At 71.6% G+C, this 20,976-nt stretch carries 13 protein-coding genes and 1 pseudogene; 7 read left to right on the plus strand and 7 right to left on the minus strand.

The features are described from left to right. Positions 1–38 precede the first annotated feature (38 nt). The 5 genes from OG841_RS10325 to meaB all read left to right on the plus strand — a co-directional run bounded on the left by OG841_RS10325 (position 39) and on the right by meaB (position 10,744). Positions 39–2,753: an ATP-binding protein gene (locus tag OG841_RS10325; RefSeq protein ID WP_328641698.1), complete on the plus strand. Its 2,715-nt coding sequence runs from the start codon at positions 39–41 to the stop codon at positions 2,751–2,753. 10 nt (positions 2,754–2,763) lie between these two features. Next, positions 2,764–5,640: an ATP-binding protein gene (locus OG841_RS10330; protein WP_328641697.1), complete on the plus strand. Its 2,877-nt coding sequence runs from the start codon at positions 2,764–2,766 to the stop codon at positions 5,638–5,640. A gap of 135 nt (positions 5,641–5,775) precedes the next feature. Beyond that, positions 5,776–7,584 (plus strand): methylmalonyl-CoA mutase family protein, encoded by a 1,809-nt coding sequence (locus OG841_RS10335; RefSeq protein WP_371564553.1) that lies wholly within the window; start codon positions 5,776–5,778, stop codon positions 7,582–7,584. Beyond that, complete coding sequence (gene scpA, locus OG841_RS10340) at positions 7,584–9,758, plus strand: methylmalonyl-CoA mutase (protein ID WP_326662543.1); 2,175 nt, start codon at positions 7,584–7,586, stop codon at positions 9,756–9,758. The genes OG841_RS10335 and scpA overlap by 1 nt, the downstream gene beginning before the upstream one ends. Further along, positions 9,755–10,744, plus strand: a complete 990-nt coding sequence (gene meaB / locus OG841_RS10345) for a methylmalonyl Co-A mutase-associated GTPase MeaB (RefSeq protein WP_328641694.1) — start codon at positions 9,755–9,757, stop codon at positions 10,742–10,744. The genes scpA and meaB overlap by 4 nt, the downstream gene beginning before the upstream one ends. Here meaB and OG841_RS10350 read toward each other — a convergent pair. From OG841_RS10350 to OG841_RS10365, 4 genes and pseudogenes are all read right to left on the minus strand, one after another. After that, positions 10,723–11,705 (minus strand): annotated as a pseudogene (locus OG841_RS10350) (ABC transporter substrate-binding protein). The gene meaB and the pseudogene OG841_RS10350 overlap by 22 nt on opposite strands. Before the next feature lie 8 nt (positions 11,706–11,713). Next, positions 11,714–12,487 carry an ABC transporter ATP-binding protein gene (locus OG841_RS10355; RefSeq protein ID WP_371570649.1) on the minus strand — a complete coding sequence of 258 codons (774 nt, stop codon included), beginning with the start codon at positions 12,485–12,487 and terminating at the stop codon, positions 11,714–11,716. A 228-nt stretch (positions 12,488–12,715) separates the two neighbouring features. Further along, a complete protein-coding gene (locus OG841_RS10360; protein ID WP_328641693.1) occupies positions 12,716–13,291 on the minus strand; it encodes a dihydrofolate reductase family protein in 576 nt (191 codons plus the stop codon). 297 nt (positions 13,292–13,588) lie between these two features. After that, positions 13,589–14,368: an ANTAR domain-containing protein gene (locus OG841_RS10365; protein ID WP_328641692.1), complete on the minus strand. Its 780-nt coding sequence runs from the start codon at positions 14,366–14,368 to the stop codon at positions 13,589–13,591. Between the two features lie 131 nt (positions 14,369–14,499). Here OG841_RS10365 and OG841_RS10370 point away from each other — a divergent pair, with 131 nt between their 5' ends. Together OG841_RS10370 and OG841_RS10375 are read left to right on the plus strand one after the other, a co-directional pair. After that, positions 14,500–14,844 carry a helix-turn-helix transcriptional regulator gene (locus OG841_RS10370; RefSeq protein ID WP_328641691.1) on the plus strand — a complete coding sequence of 115 codons (345 nt, stop codon included), beginning with the start codon at positions 14,500–14,502 and terminating at the stop codon, positions 14,842–14,844. Between the two features lie 285 nt (positions 14,845–15,129). Continuing rightward, positions 15,130–16,776: a purine-cytosine permease family protein gene (locus tag OG841_RS10375; RefSeq protein WP_328641690.1), complete on the plus strand. Its 1,647-nt coding sequence runs from the start codon at positions 15,130–15,132 to the stop codon at positions 16,774–16,776. Between the two features lie 99 nt (positions 16,777–16,875). Here OG841_RS10375 and rox read toward each other — a convergent pair whose 3' ends face one another. The 3 genes from rox to OG841_RS10390 form a co-directional block, all read right to left on the minus strand. Continuing rightward, positions 16,876–18,306, minus strand: coding sequence for a rifampin monooxygenase (gene rox / locus OG841_RS10380; RefSeq protein WP_328641689.1), 1,431 nt, complete (start codon positions 18,304–18,306; stop codon positions 16,876–16,878). Positions 18,307–18,492: 186 nt separating this feature from the next. Then, a complete protein-coding gene (locus tag OG841_RS10385; RefSeq protein WP_328641688.1) occupies positions 18,493–19,512 on the minus strand; it encodes a hemolysin family protein in 1,020 nt (339 codons plus the stop codon). Next, positions 19,509–20,840, minus strand: coding sequence for a hemolysin family protein (locus OG841_RS10390; protein ID WP_328641687.1), 1,332 nt, complete (start codon positions 20,838–20,840; stop codon positions 19,509–19,511). Before OG841_RS10390 ends, OG841_RS10385 begins: the two co-directional genes overlap by 4 nt. Between the last annotated feature and the right edge of the window lie 136 nt (positions 20,841–20,976).

Consider the following 20,976-nt stretch of genomic DNA (forward strand, 5'->3'; position numbering starts at 1 on the left):
GACAGACCGAGTCCGGGGACCCGGCTGATGGGGGGAACGTGGAGCTCGTCGGTCGGGACGACCAGCTGGATCTGTTGCGCCGATTGCTTGCCGATCCGCGGAGCCACGGGAGCGCGCTGCTGGTCCGTGGCGCGCCCGGAATCGGGAAGACGGCGTTGCTCGCCGAGACCGCCGCTCTCGCCGAGAGGCTCGGCTACCGGATTCTGCGCACCAGCGGTGTCGAGGCCGAGAGCGACATCCCCTACGCCGGTCTGCAGCTGGTTCTCCGCCCGTTGGCCGCGGGAGCCGCCGAGCTCGCCGCGCCGCACCGGCAGGCCCTGGACACCGCCCTCGGGCACGCCGAAGCCGCTGTCCCGGATGTCTTCCTGGTCGGTCTGGCGGTTCTCAACCTCCTGGCCGACGCCGCCGCGGTCGCTCCGGTGCTGGTCCTGGCCGACGACGTCCAGTGGCTCGACGACGCCACGGCCGGCGTCCTGGCCTTCGTGGCGCGCAGGGTCGGCACGGAGCCGGTGGTCATGGTGGGAGCCGCACGCGACGGCCACCGGTCGCGTCTGAGCCCCGACGAGCTCACCTCCGTGACCCTGGCCCCGCTCACCGAAGGCCAGGCCACGGAACTCCTGGCGGACCACGCTCCGGACCTGCGTCCGACGGCGCACCGCCGACTGCTGGCCGAGGCGGCCGGGAACCCCTTGGCCCTGACGGAGCTGTCCCGCACCCTCGGCGCGTCGGCCGATCCGCACGTCTCCCAACTGCCCCTCACCGAGCGGCTCGAGCGGGCCTTCACCGACCGCCTGGAGACCCTGCCGGACACCACCCGAGCCCTGCTGCGGATCGCGGCTCTCAACGACAGTCCGTCACTTCCCGAGATCTACACCGCGACCCGGCAGCTGACCGGCGCGACGGCCTCGGCCGCGGAGCTCGACCCGGCCGTGCGTGCCGGGCTCGTCCACGTCGTCGGCACCGAGCTGCGCTTCGGGCATCCACTGATGCGGTCGGCCATCCAGCAGACCATGCCCGGCGGCGTCCGCCGCGCCGCGCACGCCGCCCTCTCCGCCGTACTCGATCAAGAGCCGGACCGGCAGATACGTCACCGGGCCGCCGCGGCCGACAGCCCGGCGGAGGCGGTCGCCGCCGCGTTGGAGGACGCCGCTCACCGAGCCGCGCGCCGCGGCGGCGTCGCGGCGGCCGTCACGGCCCTCGAACAGGCCGCCGCGCTCAGCGAGGACATCGGCCACCGAGCGGAACGGCTGTTGCGGGCGGCCGACTTCGCCGTCGAACTCGGCCGGCCCGAGACCGTGACCCGACTGCTGGACCAGGCACTCACCGGCCCGCTGTCACGGCGGCAGCACGCCACGGTCGTCTGGCTTCGCGGCAGCTTCGACGAGGGACTGCACGGCCACTCGTCCGGCGCCGTCTCGCTGACGGCACTCGCCGAGGAGATGGCCGCGCAGGACCGCCCGCTGGCGCTGCGGATCCTGTGGAGCGCCGCGCAACTGTGCTTCTGGTCCGAGCCGGGGGCGGAGGGACGCCGCGCGGTCCTTCAGGCCGTGGAGCGGATGGAGCTGGACGAACTCGATCCGTGGCGGCTGGCCATCAGTGCCTACGCCGCGCCGGTCGATCGCGGCGCCTTCGTCCTGGACCGGGCCCGCCGCGTCGCGCTGGAAGAGGGTGACGACGGCCGCGCCTACCGCATGCTCAGCACCGCCTCGCTGCTCGTCGGCGGCTACGACCTGGCCCGGGTGTTCTCGGCCGCCGGCGGTGCGCCGCTGCGTGTCCAGGGACGGCTGGGGCTGTTGGCCCGTACGGTCGGTGCGGACGCGTGGAGCGCCCTGGTGGTGGGCGACCTCGGTGCGGCGATCGCCGCGACCGAGGAATCACGAAGGCTGGCGCGCGAGACCAGCCAGACGATGATGTACGCGCTGATGACCGCCACCGCGGGCAAGCTGGCCGCGGTGCGGGGTGAGGTGGATTCCGCCCTGCGGCTGGCCGAGGAGGCGGAGGGGATCGGGCTTCCGGCCGGGGCGCGTCCGGTGCTGGCCACCGCGACGATGGCGCGCGGGCTGGCCGCGTTGGGCGCCGGGCGGTTCGAGGAGGCCTTCGGTCATTTCCGCCGGCTGCACGATCCGGCGGACCCCGCCTTCCAGGTCGCCCTGCGGCTGACCACCGTGGGCGACCTCGTGGACGCGGCGACGCACTGCGGGCGGCTGGAAGCCGTGCTCCCGATCGTGACGGAGCTGGAAGAGGTCGCCCAGGTGACCCCCGCGCCGGTGCTGCACGCCGACCTGCGTCTGGCCCGGGCCCTGCTGGCCTCCGACGAGGACGCCGACCCGCTCTTCACGACCGCGTTGGGCGCCGATCTCAGCGCGTGGCCCCTGATCAGGGCCCGGACCCACCTGGCGTATGGCGAGTGGCTCCGGCGCCGTCGGCGCAGTGTCGAGTCCCGCGACCACCTCCGGGCGGCCCGCGACATGTTCGACGCGCTCGGCGCGATCCCGTGGGGGGAGAAGGCCCGCCGGGAACTGCGGGCCGCGGGTGAGACCAGCCGCCGCCGGGCCCCGGACGCCCGTGACCAGCTGACCGCCCACGAGTTGCAGATCGTCCGGCTCGCCGCCGACGGGTTGACCAACCGCGAGATAGGCCAGCGGCTGTACCTGTCGCACCGCACCGTCAGCTCGCATCTCCACCGGATCTTCCCCAAGCTGGGCGTGGTCTCGCGCGCCGAGCTGCGGACGGTGGTCAGCGCACTGTCCTGACCACCGTCACATGACGCTCGCCGCCGACCGCGCGGCGCTCCTAGCGTTCCCCCCACAGGGTCTCGACGAGTCGGGGAGCGGTCCCATGGTGTGGAACGGCGTCCAACAGGCATCCGGGCGGTCCCCTGCGATGGTCGGCCGTCACGCGGAACGGGAGGCCATAGGACGGCTCCTCGACGCCGTACGCGACGGCCTGAGCGGAGCCCTGGTCCTGACCGGCGAACCCGGAATCGGCAAGACCCGGCTGCTGGATCACGCCGCGGCCCGGGCCGGGGGCCTGCGCGTGGTCCGTCTGACCGCGGTCGAGCAGGAGACCGGTCTCGGCTTCGGCGCGCTGCACCGGCTGCTGCGGCCGTTCCTGAACCGGGCGGCCCGGCTGCCCGAGCCGCAGGGGGCCGCACTGAACGCGGCTCTGGGCCTGGCGAAGGGGTCCCCCGCGGACCGCTACCTGGTCGGACTGGCGACGCTGACCCTGTTGTCGGAGGTCGCCGCCGATCAGCCCCTGCTCCTCCTGGTGGACGACGCGCAGTGGCTGGACCGGGAGTCGGCCGAGGCGCTGGCGTTCGCCGCTCGCCGGCTGCATGCCGACTCCCTGGGCCTGATCGTCGCCGTCCGCGATGCGCTCGGCGGCGCGGGCCTGTTCGACGCGCTGGGCGCGCACGCCGTGACCGGTCTGCCCGAGTCCGAGGCCAAGGTGCTGCTCTCCTTCGGCACCCGTCGGGTGGACCCGGCCGTGGCCGACCGGATCGTCGCCGGGACCGGCGGCAATCCGCTCGCGCTGCTGGAACTGGCCGACGCCCTCGCTGCCGAGCAGCTGTCCGGTATCGCCCCGCTGCCCGATCCACTGCCGGTGGGCCGCCTGCTGAAGGACCATTTCCAGCGCCTCGTCCGAGCCCTGCCGCCGGAGACCGAAGCCCTGTTGCTGCTGCTCGCGGCGGCTCCTGCGGGAGACACGGGGATGATGTGGCGGGCGGCCGGGAGGCTGGGCCTGTCGGCCCGCGCCGCCGAGCCGGCGGTCCTCGCGGGCATTCTCGGCCGGGGCATGCCGACGGCCTTCCGGCATCCTCTGATCCGCTCCACGGTGTACGCCGGAGCCGAACCCGCAGCACGCCGCCGGACCCATGCGGCACTGGCCGCCGCCTGCGACGCCGTACGGGACGCCGACCGCCGTGCCTGGCACCGGGCCGAAGCCGCCTGCGAGGGCGTGGACGACAAGGTCGCCGACGATCTGGAGGCCGCCTCCGAGCGAGCCCGCTCCCGCGGCGGTTACTCCCAGCAGGCGCTGTTCCTGTCGCGTGCCGCCGACTTCACCGGTGACCCGGGCCAACGCGCCGAGCGGCTCCTCGACGCGGCGCAGGCCCATCTGATCTCGGGCGACGCGTCGGCGGCACGGACCGCGCTGGACCTGGCCGGCGCCGACATCCGTGGCCCGGTGATGCGCACGCGCGAGCTGCGCATACGGGCGACCGCGCAGATGTTCGGGATCGTCGTCGCCGACGTCCCCGCGATGCTGATGGACGCCATAACCGGGCTCGGTCCGCAGGACCCACGGCTGACCTGGGAGCTGCTCTGTGAGGCGCTGCACGCCGCGCTGGTCGCCCACGGCGGTACGCAGGGCACGTCGTTGACCGAGGTCGCGGCGGCCGTTGCCGCCGTCCCGCACCGTCCGGACACCGTCGCGTACGGCCGTGACCTGCTGATGGAGGGTCTCGCCCGGCGCGTGGCCGGGGGCTACGCACACGGCGTGCCCGTGCTGCGCACCGCCCTGGACCGGCTGCGGAACGCCCGCGAGATCGGGGACGCGAACAGTCCGTTCGCGGTGATGCTGTCCATGGCCTGCGACGATCTGTGGGACGTCCAGGCCGAGCGCGACATCGCCGGCCGGCTGGCGGCGGCGGACCGCGACGCCGGCGCGCTGTACGCGCTGGGCATGACGCTGCTCGTCGAGGCGCGCTGCGAACTCTGGGACGGACGGTTCGCGGAGGCGGAGGTCCGCTACGCCGAGTTCGAGGACATTGCGGCCGACACCGGTTTCCGCGGCGGCGGGGACATCAACCGGCTCCACCTCTTCGCCCTGACCGGCCGGGAGGCGGAGTTGCGGGCGGCGGTGCGCCGCGCGGCGGAGATGAGGGGCATCGGCCACGGTCTGCTCGGGCTCCTGGCGCGGCACGCTCTGACCCTGTTCGAGCTGGGGCGGGGCCGCTACCGGCAGGCGCTGGAGCACGCGCGCGCGGTTTTCGAGGAGGACCCCCTGGCCTGCGGCAGTCACGTTCTCCCGCTGCTCGTGGAGGCCGCTGTGCGCACCGGCGACCGAGCGGGTGCCGGCGAGGCCATGGCCCGGCTGGAGGAACGCGCCCCGCTCGCCGGTACGCCCTGGGCCCTGGGCGCCCTGGCCCTCGGCCGGGCACTGACAGCCGACGGAGACGCAGCCGAGAAGTTCTACCAGGAGTCGGTCGAACTGCTGGGGCGGGTTCCCGTGGCGCTGGAACAGGCCCGGGCCCGGCTGCTGTTCGGTGAGTGGCTGCGCCGGGGCAAGCGGCGTTCCGAGGCCAGGACACAGCTGCGTGCCGCGTACGAGAGCTTCGACGCCTTCGGCGCGATGCCGTACGCCGAACGGGCCCGGATCGAGTTGCTGGCCACCGGTGAGACGGCCCGCAGGCGGACCGAGGAGACCAGGTTCGATCTCACGCCCCGGGAACGGCAGGTGGCCTCCATGGCCGCTTCGGGGCTGACGAACGCGGAGATCGCGACGCGGTTGTTCGTGACCACGTCGACCGTGGAGTTCCATATGAACAAGGTGTTCCGCAAGCTCGGCGTCACCTCTCGCAAGCAGATACCCCGCGCGATCGGCGCACCGGGGTCCGACCCCGGTGCGAGCGGCACATGAGGGGTCGCGCGCGACATCCATGACGTCGAGGCTCCGCCTGCCGGGGCCCGCGAGACCGGGGTCACATTCTCGTTGCGGGAAAGGTCACAGCCGTGCCCCCTCCTGCTCCTTGGGGGTCTGGCCTAGCATCCGAGCATGACGGTCCTGCCTGACGACGGGCTCTCGCTGGCCGCCGAGTTCCCTGACGCGAACCTTGAACAGTGGCACGGCCTGGTGGCGGGTGTCCTGCGCAAGTCGGGCAAGGAAGTCTCCGGCACGGCAGCTGAGGACGCCCTGTCCACCGCGCTCGAGGACGGGCTGCGCACCCGCCCCCTGTACACCGCGCACGATGCCGCACCCGACCCCGGTTTCCCCGGCTTCTCCCCCTTCGTGCGCGGCGCCCGCGCCGAGGGGAACACCACCGGGGGCTGGGACGTACGGCAGCGGCACGCGGTCGCCGACAACACCGCGGTGCTCACCGACCTGGAGAACGGCGTCACCTCGCTGTGGCTGGTCGCGGGCAAGGGTGGCATCCCGGTCACATCGCTCGGCAAGGTCCTCGACGGCGTCTACCTCGACCTCGCGCCGGTCGCCCTGGACGCGGGCAGCCAAGTCAACTCCGCCGCACAGGAGTTGCTGCGGCTCTACGACGAGCGCGGCATCGACAGGAAGGCCGCGCGCGGCAGCCTCGGCGCCGACCCGCTGGGCCACCAGGCGCGTACGGGCGAGGCGTCGGACTTCGCGCCGGTCGTCCCGCTCGCACGCCGGTGCGCCGAGGAGTACCCCGGCCTGCGGGCGCTGACCGTGGACGCGCTGCCGTACCACGAGGCCGGCGGCTCGGCCGCGCAGGAGCTGGGCGCCTCGATCGCCACCGGGGTCGCCTATCTGCGGGAGCTGACCGAGGCCGGCCTGAGTGTGGAACAGGCCTGCGCCCAGCTGGAGTTCCGGTACGCGGCGACGGCCGACCAGTTCCTGACGATCGCCAAGCTGCGGGCCGCGCGCCGGCTGTGGGCGCGGGTCGCCGAGGTGTGCGGCGCGCCCGGCGCCGGAGCGCAGGCACAGCACGCCGTGGTGTCGCCGGTGATGATGACCCGCCGCGACCCGTGGGTGAACATGCTGCGCGCGACGATCGCCACCCTGGCCGCCGGGGTCGGCGGGGCCGAGGCCGTCACCGTGCTGCCCTTCGACCACGCGCTCGGTCTGCCGGACGCGTTCGCCCGGCGGATCGCCCGCAACACCTCGACGATCCTGGTCGAGGAGTCGCACCTGTCCCGGGTGATCGACCCGGCGGGCGGCTCCTGGTACGTGGAGCGGCTCACCGACGAACTCGCCGAGGCCGCCTGGCGGTTCTTCCGGACGATCGAACGCGACGGCGGCCAGGCGGCCGTCCTGCGCTCCGGCCGCCTGCGCACGGACCTGGCGACGACGTGGGCGCAGCGCTCCAAGAAGCTCGCGACGCGCCGCGAACCGGTCACCGGCGTCAGCGAGTTCCCGTTCCTGTCCGAGAAGCCGGTCGTGCGGGACCCCGCCCCCGAGCAGCCGGCGGGCGGTCTGCCCCGCGTGCGGCGCGACGAGGCGTACGAGGATCTGCGCGCCCGCTCCGACGCGCACCTCGCGGCGACCGGGTCCCGGCCGCGGGTCTTCCTGGCCGCGATCGGCCCCGCCGCCGCCCACACCGCCCGCACGACCTTCGCCGCCAACCTCTTCCAGGCCGGCGGCATCGAGCCCGTCACCGAGGGCACCTTCGAGGAGAGCGGCGCCACCGAGGTCTGCCTGTGCTCCAGCGACGCGCTGTACGAGGAACGGGCCGAGGACGTCGCAGGGACCCTGAAGGCGGAAGGCGCGCGGCACGTGTTCCTCGCCGGGCGGCCCGGGCAGTACTCCGGCGTGGACTCCTACGTCTTCGCGGGCTGCGACGCCGTCGCCGTGCTCACCGCCACCCTCGACCGCATGGGAGTGTCCTGATGGGAATCCCCGACTTCACCGGCATCGAGCTGGGGACCCCGACCACCGCCGGCGGCGCCGACGAGTGGCGTACGGCCGTCAAGAACGCCACCGAGGGCGCCGAGCCGGTCTGGGAGACGCCGGAGGGCATCGAGGTCAAGCCGCTCTACACCGGCGCCGACCTGGAGGGCCTGGACTTCCTGGAGACGTACCCGGGTGTGGCCCCGTATCTGCGCGGGCCGTATCCGACGATGTACGTCAACCAGCCCTGGACGATCCGCCAGTACGCGGGCTTCTCCACCGCCGAGGAGTCCAACGCCTTCTACCGACGCAACCTCGCGGCCGGCCAGAAGGGCCTGTCGGTCGCCTTCGACCTGCCCACGCACCGCGGTTACGACAGCGACCACCCGCGCGTGACCGGGGACGTCGGCATGGCGGGTGTCGCCATCGACTCGATCCTCGACATGCGGCAGCTCTTCGACGGCATCCCGCTGGACAAGATGTCCGTGTCGATGACGATGAACGGCGCCGTGCTGCCGGTGCTGGCGCTGTACATCGTCGCCGCCGAGGAACAGGGCGTACCGCCCGAGAAGTTGGCCGGGACCATCCAGAACGACATCCTCAAGGAGTTCATGGTCCGCAACACCTACATCTATCCGCCGAAGCCGTCGATGCGGATCATCTCCGACATCTTCGCCTACACCTCGCAGCGGATGCCCCGCTACAACTCGATCTCCATCTCCGGCTATCACATCCAGGAGGCGGGCGCGACGGCCGACCTGGAGCTGGCGTACACCCTCGCGGACGGCGTGGAGTACCTCCGGGCGGGCCGTGAAGTGGGCCTGGACGTGGACGCGTTCGCGCCCCGGCTGTCCTTCTTCTGGGCGATCGGCATGAACTTCTTCATGGAGATCGCCAAGCTGCGCGCGGCGCGCCTGCTGTGGGCCAAGCTGGTCCGGCAGTTCGACCCGCAGAACCCCAAGTCCCTTTCCCTGCGCACCCATTCACAGACCTCCGGCTGGTCGCTGACCGCGCAGGACGTGTTCAACAACGTGACGCGCACCTGTGTGGAGGCGATGGCGGCGACGCAGGGCCACACCCAGTCGCTGCACACCAACGCCCTCGACGAGGCACTGGCGCTGCCCACCGACTTCTCCGCGCGCATCGCCCGCAACACCCAGCTGCTGATCCAGCAGGAGTCCGGCACCACCCGGGTCATCGACCCGTGGGGCGGCAGCGCGTACGTGGAGAAGCTGACGTACGACCTCGCGCGCAAGGCCTGGCAGCACATCCAGGAGGTGGAGGCGGCGGGCGGCATGGCCAAGGCGATCGACGCCGGCATCCCCAAGCTGCGTATCGAGGAGGCCGCGGCCCGCACCCAGGCCCGTATCGACTCCGGGCGCCAGCCGGTGATCGGCGTCAACAAGTACCGGGTCGAGACCGACGAGGCGATCGACGTCCTCAAGGTCGACAACTCCTCCGTGCGGACCCAGCAGATCGAGAAGCTGCGGCGGCTGCGCGCCGAGCGGGACGAGACCGCGTGCCGGGACGCGCTGGACGCGCTGACCCGGGCCGCCGACGGCGACGGCAACCTGCTGGAGCTGGCCGTGCACGCGGCCCGCGCGAAGGCCACCGTCGGCGAGATCTCCGACGCCCTGGAAAAGGTGTACGGCCGGCACGCGAGCCAGATCCGTACGATCTCCGGCGTGTACCGCAACGAGGCAGGAGAGTCCCCGAACGTGGACCGCACCCGCGCGCTGGTGGACGCCTTCGACGAGGCCGAGGGCCGCCGCCCGCGCATCCTGGTCGCGAAGATGGGCCAGGACGGCCACGACCGCGGTCAGAAGGTGATCGCCACCGCCTTCGCCGACCTCGGCTTCGACGTCGACGTCGGCCCGCTGTTCCAGACCCCGGGCGAGGTGGCCCGGCAGGCCGTGGAGGCGGACGTGCACATCGTCGGCGTCTCGTCGCTGGCCGCGGGGCACCTCACCCTCGTACCGGCGCTGCGCGAGGCGCTCGCCGAGGAGGGCCGGGAGGACATCATGATCGTGGTGGGCGGGGTCATCCCGCCGCAGGACGTGCCGACCCTGCTGGAGATGGGCGCGGCGGCCGTGTTCCCGCCGGGGACGGTGATCCCGGACGCGGCGTACGACCTGGTGGAGCGTCTGTCGGCCGACCTCGGGCACGGGCAGTGATCGGTCTCGACACGTATGTGAAGGGCGTGCTCGACGGGAAGCGGGCGATCGTGGCCCGCGCCATCACCCTCGTCGAGTCCACGCACCCCCGACACCGGTCGCAGGCACAGGAGTTGCTCACCGAGCTGCTCCCGCACAGCGGCCGGGCCCGGCGGATCGGGGTCAGCGGGGTGCCGGGCGTGGGGAAGTCGACGTTCATCGACGCGTTCGGCACGATGCTCACCTCGCTGGGGCACCGGGTGGCGGTGCTCGCGGTGGACCCGTCCTCCACTCGCACGGGCGGCTCGATCCTGGGCGACAAGACCCGGATGGAGCGCCTGGCGGTCGACCCTGCCGCCTTCGTACGGCCCTCCCCCAGCGCGGGCACACTCGGCGGAGTGGCGAAGGCGACCCGGGAGTCGATGGTCGTGATGGAGGCCGCCGGCTACGACGTGATCCTGGTCGAGACCGTCGGCGTCGGCCAGTCGGAGACCGCGGTCGCCGACATGGTCGACTCCTTCCTGCTGCTGAGTCTGGCCCGCACCGGCGACCAGCTCCAGGGCATCAAGAAGGGCGTCCTGGAACTCGCCGACGTGATCGCGGTGAACAAGGCGGACGGCCCGCACGAGCGTGACGCCCGCTCGGCCGCACGTGAACTGGCGGGCGCACTGCGGCTCATGCACGGCAAGGACGCCTTCTGGACTCCCCCGGTACTGAGTTGCAGTGCCCGCGAGTCGGCCGGCCTGGACGTGGTGTGGGAACGGCTCGAGCAGCACCGGACGCTCCTCGACTCCACCGGGCGGCTCACCGCCAAGCGGCGCGACCAGCAGGTCGGCTGGGCCTGGGCGATGGTGCGGGACGAACTCCTCGGCCGCCTGCACGCCGACCCGGCCGTGCAGTCCCTCGCCCCGGGCCTCGAACAGCAGGTCCGGGAGGGCCGGTTGACGGCCACGCTGGCCGCCGAGCGGATCCTGGAGGCGTTCGGTCAGGACACCGAGCGCAGGTAGGTGCCAAGGCGGGCGATCGCCGACGGGTTGCGGGGGCTCTCGACCAGGTCGACGCAGTCGAGGACGAAGATCCGCTTGTGTTCGACGGCGGAGACGCCCCGCAACGGGCCGTAGGAGAGCAGGAACTTCTTCTTCCGCTCGGCGCTCACGTCGCCGTAGTCGCAGACGACGATGACGTCGGGGTTCCGCTCGACGACGCTCTCCCAGCCGGCCGTGGTCCACGAATCGTCCACGTGGTGCATGACGTTGACCCCGCCGGCCTTGCTGATGATCTCGTCGGGGGTGGCCCAGCGGCCTGAGGTGAAGGGCTGGTCCTGGCCGCTGTCGTAGAGGAAGACCTTGGGCTTCTTCGGGAGTGCCTGCGCTGCGACGGCGGCGACCTGCTTCTGAAGCCGGCGATCAGCGTGGCCGCGCGCTTCTCCACACCGAACAGCTTCCCGAGGTTGGTGAGGTCGGCGTACAGGGCCTCGAGGGGCGGCATGATGCCGCGGGAGGTCTGGGTACGGCCGTTGCGGCAGGACTCGGTGAGGACGTACGAGGGGATGCCGAGCTTCTTCAGCGCGTCCGGGGTGAAGCCGTTGTCGTCGCGGAAGCCGTAGTTCCAGCCGGCGAAGACGAAGTCGCCCTTGGCGTCGAGGACGTTCTCCTTGGTGAGCTGGTCCTTGGAGAGCCACGTGACCTTGTCGTAGCCGTCCTTCCAGGGCACGCCGGTCAGGTCGCCCTTGTCGTCGGGCATGGCGAACCCGGCCATGCGGTCCTCCAGACCGAGCGCGAACATCAGCTCGGTGATCCCGACGTCGTTGGTGACGACACGTTCCGGGACCTTGTCGTAGGTGACCTTCCGGCCGCAGTTGGTGAGGGTGACGGAGGTGGACCTCCCGTCGTCGGACGACTCGACGGTCGCACCGCAGCCGGTGGCTGCAGCGGCGAGACACAGGGCGGCGGCGAGCAGCTTGCGCATGGGGATGCTTACGGGAGCAGGTCGAAAGGGAGCTGGAGGGCGCCGGTCTCCGGATGCCGTACGGCGTGGGCGCGGACCCCGAACACCTCCGCGAGCAGCGTCGGTTGGAGCACGTCGTGCGGTGGTCCCGAGACGACGATCCGGCCGCCCGCGATGACGTACAGGAGATCGCAGTGCGCGGCGGCCAGGTTGAGGTCGTGCAGGGCGGCCAGCACGGTGAGGCCGCTGCCGCGGACCAGGGACAGGACGTCCAACTGGTGGGCGATGTCGAGGTGGTTGGTCGGCTCGTCGAGGACCAGAACACGCGGCTGCTGGGCCAACGCGCGGGCGATCAGCACCCGTTGTCTCTCACCGCCCGACAGGGCGAGGAAGCCGCGGTCGGCGAGGTGCCGTACACCGGTCCGGTCCATCGCGTCGGCGCAGATCTCCTGGTCCGCGGCGGCCGTACGGCCCCGGTGCGGCAGCCGGCCCATGGCGACCACCTCGGCGACGGTGAAGTCGAACTCGGCGGACGACTCCTGCGGCAGCGCGGCCAGCACCCGGGCGGCGGCGCGCGGGTCCATGGTGTGCACGTCGTCGCTCCGGTCAGCCCGGCCCACAGGAACCGGAACACCTGTGCCCACCCGATCCCGGCGGCCCCGAGGGCGACACCGCACCCGAGCGAGAGCACCAGCAGGAGTGCCAGACCGAGGACCGGCGGGACCACGGGTATGCGGCGGGGAACCGGACTTCGGGGCACGGCAGGAACGTCCTTCGCCAAGGGCCGCCTCCCGGACATGCAGCGGAAGACGAGCCCGTACGACCGTGCCGGCCGCGCGATCCCCTCTCGCAGTCCTCGGCGAGCAGTGAACGGTGTCGCGCCACCCACAGGTGATCGGGCTCGCGCGACGCACCACCTGGTCACCGCGCACACCGTTGCGGGTCAGCGCCGGAATCTCACCGGACTTCCCCCGCGGGAGGCTCGGGGAGCGTAACAAACAGGGGTGAAGGCGCCACCGTGGCCCCGGCGGTCAGGCCTGTGGAATGTCCCTGCCGGTCGGCCGGTACTCCAGCAGCAGAACCCGCCCGTCCAGGGCCCGGTGGCCGATCAGGGCCAGGTCGGCCGACGCGATGCCCGCGAAGAACGGCTCGCGGCCCGAGGCTCCCAGCAGCAGGGGGAACGTCATGAGCCTGAGGCGGTCGACGAGGCCGGCGCCGCACAGCTGCCGTGCCAGGGTGAGGCTCCCCATGGTGCGGAGCGGTACCCGACTTTCGCGCTTGAGCCTGTCGACCTCGGCGACGACGTCGTCACGGCAGACGCGGGTGTTCGGCCACGAGGCCGCCTCCAGAGTTCTCGAGAACACGATCGTGTTCAGCTGGGCCAGCCGGTGCGACGACGCGTCCCGCGCCTCCTCGGGCAGGCCCGCGAGCGCCTCGTAGGTCCGTCGGCCGAGGATCACGAGTTGCGGCAGGGCGAGTTCGGCGGTGATCCACTCCTCGAGTTCGGGGCCGGGGTATCCGAAGTAGCCGGGCGAGCTGGCCCCGCCGGCCCATCCGTCCACGGAGAGGAACAGATCGACGGTCAGGGGCTGTGTCCGGGTCCGCATGGCCGGTCCTCCTGGTGCTCGTGTGTCGTGGCCCTTGCACCGGATACGTCGAAGCCGATCCGGACTTCTCGACACCCGCCGGAGGTCGGACTTCGCGGCACCCCGACAGGAGCGGCCCGTTCACCCCCCGCGTCGACGACCCCGGGTGCGAGCCCCGTCCCGCCCACCGCGGCACCTGCGTAGACCGCGGAGCCCGCACGACATCGCCCCGCCCGGAGAGGCGACGAGCATCACAAGTGGTCAGCTCCGCAACGGAGTTGACAGGTCAGGAGCGGGCGGTCGCTCCAGGCCCGGACGTCACACAGCCGGTCGGGGCTGGGGACTCTGAGACTCCGGCCCCGCCTCCCGCACCGCCACGTCGTCGGACGGGGTCGTCGGGGTCTCCCGCACCTTGGCGACGGCCACCGCCATCTGCTGTCGCAGTTCCTCCGGCACCTGGGTGCCGTGGATGGCTCCCATCAGGTCCTGCGCGAGGTGGTGCAGCTTGGTGTTGGTGTTCTGGGAGGCGGTGACGAGCACCGTCCAGGCGTCCTCGGCACTCAGCCCGAAGGTGGCCATGACGATCCCGCGGGCCACGTCGATGGTCGGCCGGGTCCGCATCGCCCGGCGCAGCTGGTCGACCTCCAGGCGCAGCTCCTGGTCGACGTCCGTGTCCCGGGACCGCTCCTCGGGGACGGTCGCGCGCTCGGCGGTCGGGGCGTCGGGGTTTCCGGAGTCCTCGGTCACGAACAATTCGCGGGCACCGGTCAGGTCGAGCAGGCGCCCGACGGCCGGGCTGTACGCCCGGACGGTGACCGTCTTGCCCTGGTCGAGGGCCTCCCGGCGCAGGTCCAGCAGGAGGTTGAGGCCGCCGCAGTCGCAGAACCCGACTGCGTCCAGATCCAGGTCCACGCCGGTGGCCGAGCGGTCCAGAACGGCGTACAGCTCGGACTGGAGCGCCTGGGCTCCGACGTCGAACTCACCGCGGCAGGTGACGTCCGTCCGTTCCCCGGCCACCACGGCCTCGATCGTGGCCAGACACGGCGGACGCGCGTCCAGCGTGGTGAGGCGCTGCGCCGAGTGCGCAGATTCCGGCATGGCCCTCTCCCTCATGTGCTCGGCTGCCTCTGCCTCTCAGATTCCCTCTGTCCGACCACGTACGTCAACCAATACATGAAATTACGTTCAGGTTTTTGAATGCGTGAACATAGGGTCGCTAGACTGCCGTCATGGATGGAGTGCCCGAATCACACACCGGATGGACGTTCGTCACCAACCACGCACGCGTGCTGGCCGTGATCGCCGACAATCACAGCGCCCGGATCCGCGACATCGCCGCACACTGCCGCCTCACCGAACGCGCCGTCCAGAAGATCATTTCCGATCTGGAGCAGGACGGATACCTCTCGCACGTGCGGGAGGGCCGCACCAACACCTACCGCATCGAGCCGGGCAAGGTCCTGCGCCATCCCGCCGAGGCCGGCCTGACGGTGGCGTCACTGCTCTCCCTGCTCGTCCAGGACGAGGCGGACCGCAGCCCGTTCTCCGACAGCCGGCGGCACACACCGGCCTGACGCGGCGCACAGACCCCACCCGCCTCGGCAGGCGGCTCGCACACCGGGAACACACCCCGACGCGACCGCGATCAGCAGGGGTGAGATTCCGGAAACGCCGCGTTCATGACAACCAGGGCCGTCGGTAACAACCGCTTTCTAGCGTGACGGGCCGTGGGATCCGAGTCGTATACAGGGTCATGAACCGCTCATGACGGCCCGTCGACCTCCCGGCCTGCCGACGACGCCAAGACGGGGCTCCCACGCATCCCCCACCGCCCGCACGAGAGCACCGGGAGGCGTGACATGAGCACCACAGAGTCGCGGCCGGCAAAGGCAGACCCGTCGAAATCCGCCGATCAGGCGGTCAAGGAGACCCTGGAGGACTACACCCTCCGGTTCGCGCCCCGCAGCTACCGCCGCTGGACCCCCATGGTCGTGGCCACCACGGCACTCGGCGGCATCGCGTACATGGCCGACTTCTCCATCGGCGCCGGCATCGGCCTGGCCCACGGCACCGGCAACGCGCTCGTGGCGATCGCGGTCGCCGCCGTCGTCATCTTCGTCACCGGCTTCCCCCTCGCCTACTACGGCGCCCGCTACAACATCGACCTCGACCTGATCACCCGCGGCTCCGGCTTCGGCTACTACGGCTCGGTCCTCACCAGCGTCATCTTCGCCAGCTTCACCTTCATCTTCTTCGCCCTCGAAGGCTCGATCATGGCCCAGGGCCTCAAGCTCGGCCTCGGACTGCCCTTGTGGCTGGGTTACCTGGTCTCCACGTTGATGGTGATCCCGCTGGTCATCTACGGCATGAAGGCGCTCAGCAAGCTCCAGGTCTGGACAACCCCGGTCTGGCTGCTGCTGATGGTCGGCCCGCTGGTCTACCTGATCGCCACCGACCCGGGCACCGTCGACCGCTTCCTCGCCTACGCGGGCACCGACGGCGACGGCGGGGTCAACACCGCCTCCGTGCTGCTGGGCGCGGGTGTGTGCCTCTCGCTCATCGCGCAGATCGGTGAGCAGATCGACTATCTGCGCTTCATGCCACCCAAGACCGAGGCGAACAAGCGCACTTGGTGGACCGCGGTGGTCATGGCCGGACCCGGCTGGGTGGTGCTCGGCGCGCTCAAGCAGGCCATCGGTGTCTTCCTCGCCGTCTACATCCTGGCCAAGGTCGGACCGGACGTCGCGCCCGAGCCGATCCAGCAGTTCAAGGGCGCCTTCGACGCGATGATGCCGTCCTGGCTGGTGCTCCCGCTGGCCGTGGCCCTCGTCGTGATCAGCCAGATCAAGATCAACGTGACGAACGCCTACTCCGGCTCGCTCGCCTGGACCAACTCCTTCACCCGGCTCTCCAGGCACTACCCCGGCCGCATGGTCTTCGTCCTGGTCAACCTGGGCTTCGCGCTGGTCCTGATGGAGGCCGACATGTTCAGCTTCCTCAACGACATCCTGGGCTTCTACTCGAACTGCGCGATCGCCTGGGTCGTCACCGTCGCCACCGACATAGGCATCAACAAGTACCTGCTCAAACTGTCCCCGCTCGCCCCCGAGTTCCGGCGCGGCATGCTCTACGCGGTCAACCCCGTGGGTGTGGTGGCCTTCGTCGCCGCGTCCGGCCTGTCCATCGCCATGTACTTCCACGGCCTCGGCGACACCCTCCAGCCGTACTCCCCCGTCGCCGCCGCCGTCATCGCCTTCGTCCTCACCCCGCTGATGGCCATCGTCACCAAGGGCAAGTACTACCTGCGCCGCGCGGACGACGGCATCGACGAGCCCATGCTCGACGCGGAGGGCAACCCCAGCGCGGTCACCTACGACTGCCACGTCTGCCACCAGCCCTACGAGCGCCCGGACCTGGCCGCCTGCGCCACCCACGACGCGGTGGTCTGCTCCCTGTGCCTGAGCACGGACAAGACCGGCGACCACGTCCTGCCCGCCACCGTCTGACACCACCCGGCAGACCCGCTGGGGGGGCATACGGGGTCGGCGGTGGGTGGAGCCGGTTGCCGCCAAGAAGCGCTACGCGGGCCACGGCGGCACCGTGCTTCACTCACGGGCGGCCGCGCCGAACCACCTCGGCAGCCGGTCGAGCAGTTCCCGCTGATCCTCGCCGACCCACGCCACATGGCCGTCCGGCCGCAGCAGGACCGCGGGCGCGTCCAGTTCCTCGCCGACGTCGACGACGTGGTCGACCCGGTCCGACCAGCCCTCAACCGAGAGCCGGCCGGTCCGGTCGAGCAGCAGTCCACGGCCGGCGTGCATCAGCCCGTACAGGCGGCCGCGCTTCAGCGTGAGGTCCCGCAGTCGCCGGCCGAGCAGTTCATGGCCCGCACCGAAGTCGTAGCGGACACCGATCGCGGTGATCTTCTCGATCAGGTACCGGTTCACCTCGTCGAAGTCCATCAGCCGCGCCAGCAGCCGACGCACCGCCTGCGGCCCCGGCTCGGTGGACAGCAGCCCCATCTGCGCACGGGTGTTGTCCAGCACGTCGGCGGCCACCGGGTGCCGTTCGGCGTGGTAGCTGTCCAGCAGGTCCCGCGGTGCCCAGCCGGCCACCTCTGCGGCCAGTTTCCAGCCCAGGTTGAACGCGTCCTGGATACCGAGGTTGAGGCCCTGCCCGCCCACCGGCGGGTGGACGTGCGCCGCGTCGCCGGCCAGCAGCACCCGGCCGACCCGGTAGCGCTCGGCCTGCCGGGTGGCGTCGCCGAAGCGGGAGAGCCAGCGCGGTGAGTGCACACCGAAGTCCGTGCCGGCGACCGCCCTGAGCCGTCGTTCGAACTCCTCCAGGGTCGGCGCGACCGAGCGGTCCGCGGTCACCGCCTCGGCGGGCACGACGACGCGGTACAGCCCGTCCCCGACGGGACCGAGGCCGAACAGCTTCTGGGTTCGACGGACTTCACTCACCACGGCGGTCACCGTCTCCGGCGGCACGCCCACCTCCATCGCGCCCAGCAGGATCTCCACCTCGGCGGGCGCGCCGGGGAAACCGACACCGAGCAGCTTGCGCACCGTGCTGCGGCCGCCGTCGCAGCCGACCAGATAGCGCGAGCGCAGCCGCGTGCCGTCGGCGAGTTCGGCGCTCACCCCGTCGGCGTCCTGGCTCAGCCCGACCAGCTCGCAGCCGCGCCGGACCTCGGTGCCGAGCTCGACGGCGTGCTCGGCCAGCAGGCGGTCGGTGACCGTCTGCGGGATGCCGAGGACATAGGCGTGCGCGCTGTCCAGCCGGGCAGGCCAGGGCTTGTCGATGGCGGCGAAGAAACCGCCCGCCTCGAACCGCTTTCCGTGCGCGAGGAACCGCTCCAGCAGCCCGCGCTGGTCCATCACCTCGATGCTGCGCACGTGCAGGCCGAGCGAGCGGACGATCTCGGTCGGCTTCGCCTCCTTCTCCAGCACGACCACCCGCACACCGTGCAACCGCAACTCGGCGGCCAGCATCAGACCGGTCGGTCCGCCACCGGCGATGATCACGTCGAACACTGAATTCCCCGTTTCCGCAGGTTCTGGCCTCGGACGGGGATTGTGCGGCACCACCGGGGCCTTGCCGCAAGGCCCCCCGTGGGCTATACGTTGAAGAGGGCAAGGAGGTGTGACCTCCTTGCCTTTGCTCATGTGTCCACGCGGCTCATGTGTCCACGCGTCTGATGTGTCCACGCGGAACGCGGATCAGCCCGCCTGCGGTTGCAGATAGCGCGCCAGCAGGTCGTCCAGCGTCACCATGCCCGTGAGCGCGCCCGCCTCGTCGCGTACGACCGCCAGAGAGGCCCGGTTGCGGCGGAGCAGGTCGATCGCGTCGGCGACCTTCGTGTCCTCCTTCAGTTCCGGAACCGGGCGGGCGAGGGTGCGCGCGGTCGAGGTGCGGCCCTGGGCGCGGGCGACCAGGGCGTCGCGGGCGTGGAGGGAGCCGAGGACGAGATCGCCCTCGCGGACCAGCATGCGGGTGCGGTCGTGGTCGGCGGCCGTGCGCAGGATGGTCTCGAGGTCGGCGGTGCCGACCACCGAGGTGATCTCCGCGGCCGGGATCCGAAGGTCGGCGACCGGGGTCTCGGGCTCGGTGAGCGAGCGGGTGAGCAGCTCCGAGTCGGCCTCGCTGATCAGTCCGAGCCGCTCCGACTCCTCGACCAGGTGGGTGAGTTGCTCCCGGTTGTGCACCGCGGCCAGTTCGTCGCGCGGGGTGACCCGGCACAGCCGTACCAGTGCGTTGCTCATGCTGTTCAGCACCGAGATCAGCGGCCGGACGATCTTGACCACGCCCCAGAAAGGCGGCGCGAGCAGCATCGCGGAACGCTCGGGGTGGGCGATGGCCCAGGACTTGGGGGCCATCTCGCCGAGCACCATGTGCAGGAACACCACGACGACCATGGCGAACACGAAGGCCACGGCGTAGCTGACCGCGCTGGGCAGGCCCACGTCGTGCAGCAGGGGGTCGAGAGCGTGGGAGATCGCGGGCTTGGAGACCGAACCGAGGCCCAGGGTGCAGACGGTGATGCCCAACTGGGCGCCGGCCAGCATCAGCGACAGCTCGCGCATCCCGGCCAGGGCCGCCTTCGCACCGCGCCGGCCCTCCGCCGCGGCCTTCTCCATGCGGTGCCGCTTGGCGGCGACCAGGGCGAACTCCGCGGCGACGAAGAACCCGCTGCCGATCAGCAGCAGAACGGTGACGAAGAGCGCCATCGGGAAACTCATGCCTGGCCCTCCTCCGCGGACTTCTGGATACGGACACGCTCCGGCACATGGCGGTCGAGGGTCCGTACGTCGATCACCGCGCGCCCGCCGTCCCACAGGTCGACCGTGATGCGGTCCCCGATCGCCGGGAAGCGGCCGAGGCGGTCCACGACCAGTCCTGCGACGGTGTCGTAGTCCTCCTCCTCGGGCAGTTCGACGCCGGTGGCGTCGGCGATCTCGTCGAGGCGGCGGCCCGCGTCGACCAGCCAGCCCTGCCCGTCGGGCACGGCGAGTGCGGTGACGGTGTCGGTCTCGTCGGCGATGTCACCGACCAGTTCCTCGGCGATGTCCTCGTAGGTGACGATGCCGGCGACTCCGCCGTGCTCGTCCAGGACGACCGCGAACTCGTCGTCCCGCTCCCGCATCTGCTCGACCGCCTCCGGCAGCGGAAGCGTGTCGGGCAGCAGCAGCGGGCTGCGGGCGAGGGCGCCCGCGGTGGCCCGGGTCAGTTCATGGGCCGGCAGCCGCATCAGCTCCCGTACGCCCAGGACGCCCGGGACGTCGTCCGGGTGGTGGCCGAGGACGGGGTAGGTGGAGTGGCCGTGCTTGGCGATCAGGTCGACGGCCTCGGCCGCGGTGGCGTCCCCTCGGACGAAGACGGCGTCGACGCGCGGCACCATCACCTCGTCGAGGGTGCGCTCGGAGAACTCCAGGGCGTGGTCGAGGAGTTCGGCGGTGTCCCTGGGCAGTTCACCTTGTTCGTGGGACTCGCCGATGAGGTGGCCGAGCTCCTCCAGGGTGGCGCCGTGGTGGAGTTCCTCGACGGGTTCGATGCCGGCCTTGCGGAGCAGGCGGTTGGCCGCCCCGTCGAAGACGTGGACGAGCGGGCCGACGACCTTGAGGTACCCGAGGGTGGAGGGTGCGAGGGCCTTCGCGAGCCGCTCCGGGACGGCGATCGCGAGGTTCTTCGGGGCCAGCTCGCCGAGCACCATCTGGACGACGGTGGCCAGGACGAAGGCGAGCACGACGGAGATGCCGCCGACGGCCCCCTCGGGAACCCCCATGCCGGTCAGGGCGGGTTCGAGCAGGGCGGAGACCGACGGTTCGGCGATGAAGCCGACGACCAGGCCGGTGACGGTGATGCCCAGCTGGGCGCCGGAGAGCATGAAGGACAGCCGCTCCAGCACCTTCAGCGCGCGGGCCGCCTTCCGGTCACCCGCCTCCGCCTCACGGGAGAGGGCGAGCCGGTCCGCCGAGACGTAGGCGAACTCCTGGGCGACGAAGTAGCCGGTGCCCGCGGTCAGCAGGAACACGGCCAGCAGTCCCAGGACCGCACTGGTGGTACTCAACGGCGCGTCGATCGCGTCGGGCGGGAGTCCGTCGGTGTGGCGGACACGGGCTTGCTCCTTAGGTAGTGAGGTGCGCTGGGTGAACGCCCGGGGCGCATGCGGCGTTCCCGGATCTGCCGGCCGGGCGGCGGGGCCG

Source organism: Streptomyces canus, assembly GCF_041435015.1.
Taxonomy (GTDB): domain Bacteria; phylum Actinomycetota; class Actinomycetes; order Streptomycetales; family Streptomycetaceae; genus Streptomyces; species Streptomyces canus_G.

Bases quoted from the DNA above. Each gene is read 5' to 3' on its own strand.
- OG841_RS10330 (WP_328641697.1), top strand. From the start codon at position 2,764: ATGACGCTCGCCGCCGACCGCGCGGCGCTCCTAGCGTTCCCCCCACAG.
- OG841_RS10360 (WP_328641693.1), bottom strand. From the start codon at position 13,291: ATGCGGACCCGGACACAGCCCCTGACCGTCGATCTGTTCCTCTCCGTG.
- OG841_RS10335 (WP_371564553.1), top strand. From the start codon at position 5,776: ATGACGGTCCTGCCTGACGACGGGCTCTCGCTGGCCGCCGAGTTCCCT.
- OG841_RS10365 (WP_328641692.1), bottom strand. From the start codon at position 14,368: ATGCCGGAATCTGCGCACTCGGCGCAGCGCCTCACCACGCTGGACGCG.
- OG841_RS10375 (WP_328641690.1), top strand. From the start codon at position 15,130: ATGAGCACCACAGAGTCGCGGCCGGCAAAGGCAGACCCGTCGAAATCC.
- OG841_RS10370 (WP_328641691.1), top strand. From the start codon at position 14,500: ATGGATGGAGTGCCCGAATCACACACCGGATGGACGTTCGTCACCAAC.
- scpA (WP_326662543.1), top strand. From the start codon at position 7,584: ATGGGAATCCCCGACTTCACCGGCATCGAGCTGGGGACCCCGACCACC.
- OG841_RS10385 (WP_328641688.1), bottom strand. From the start codon at position 19,512: ATGAGTTTCCCGATGGCGCTCTTCGTCACCGTTCTGCTGCTGATCGGC.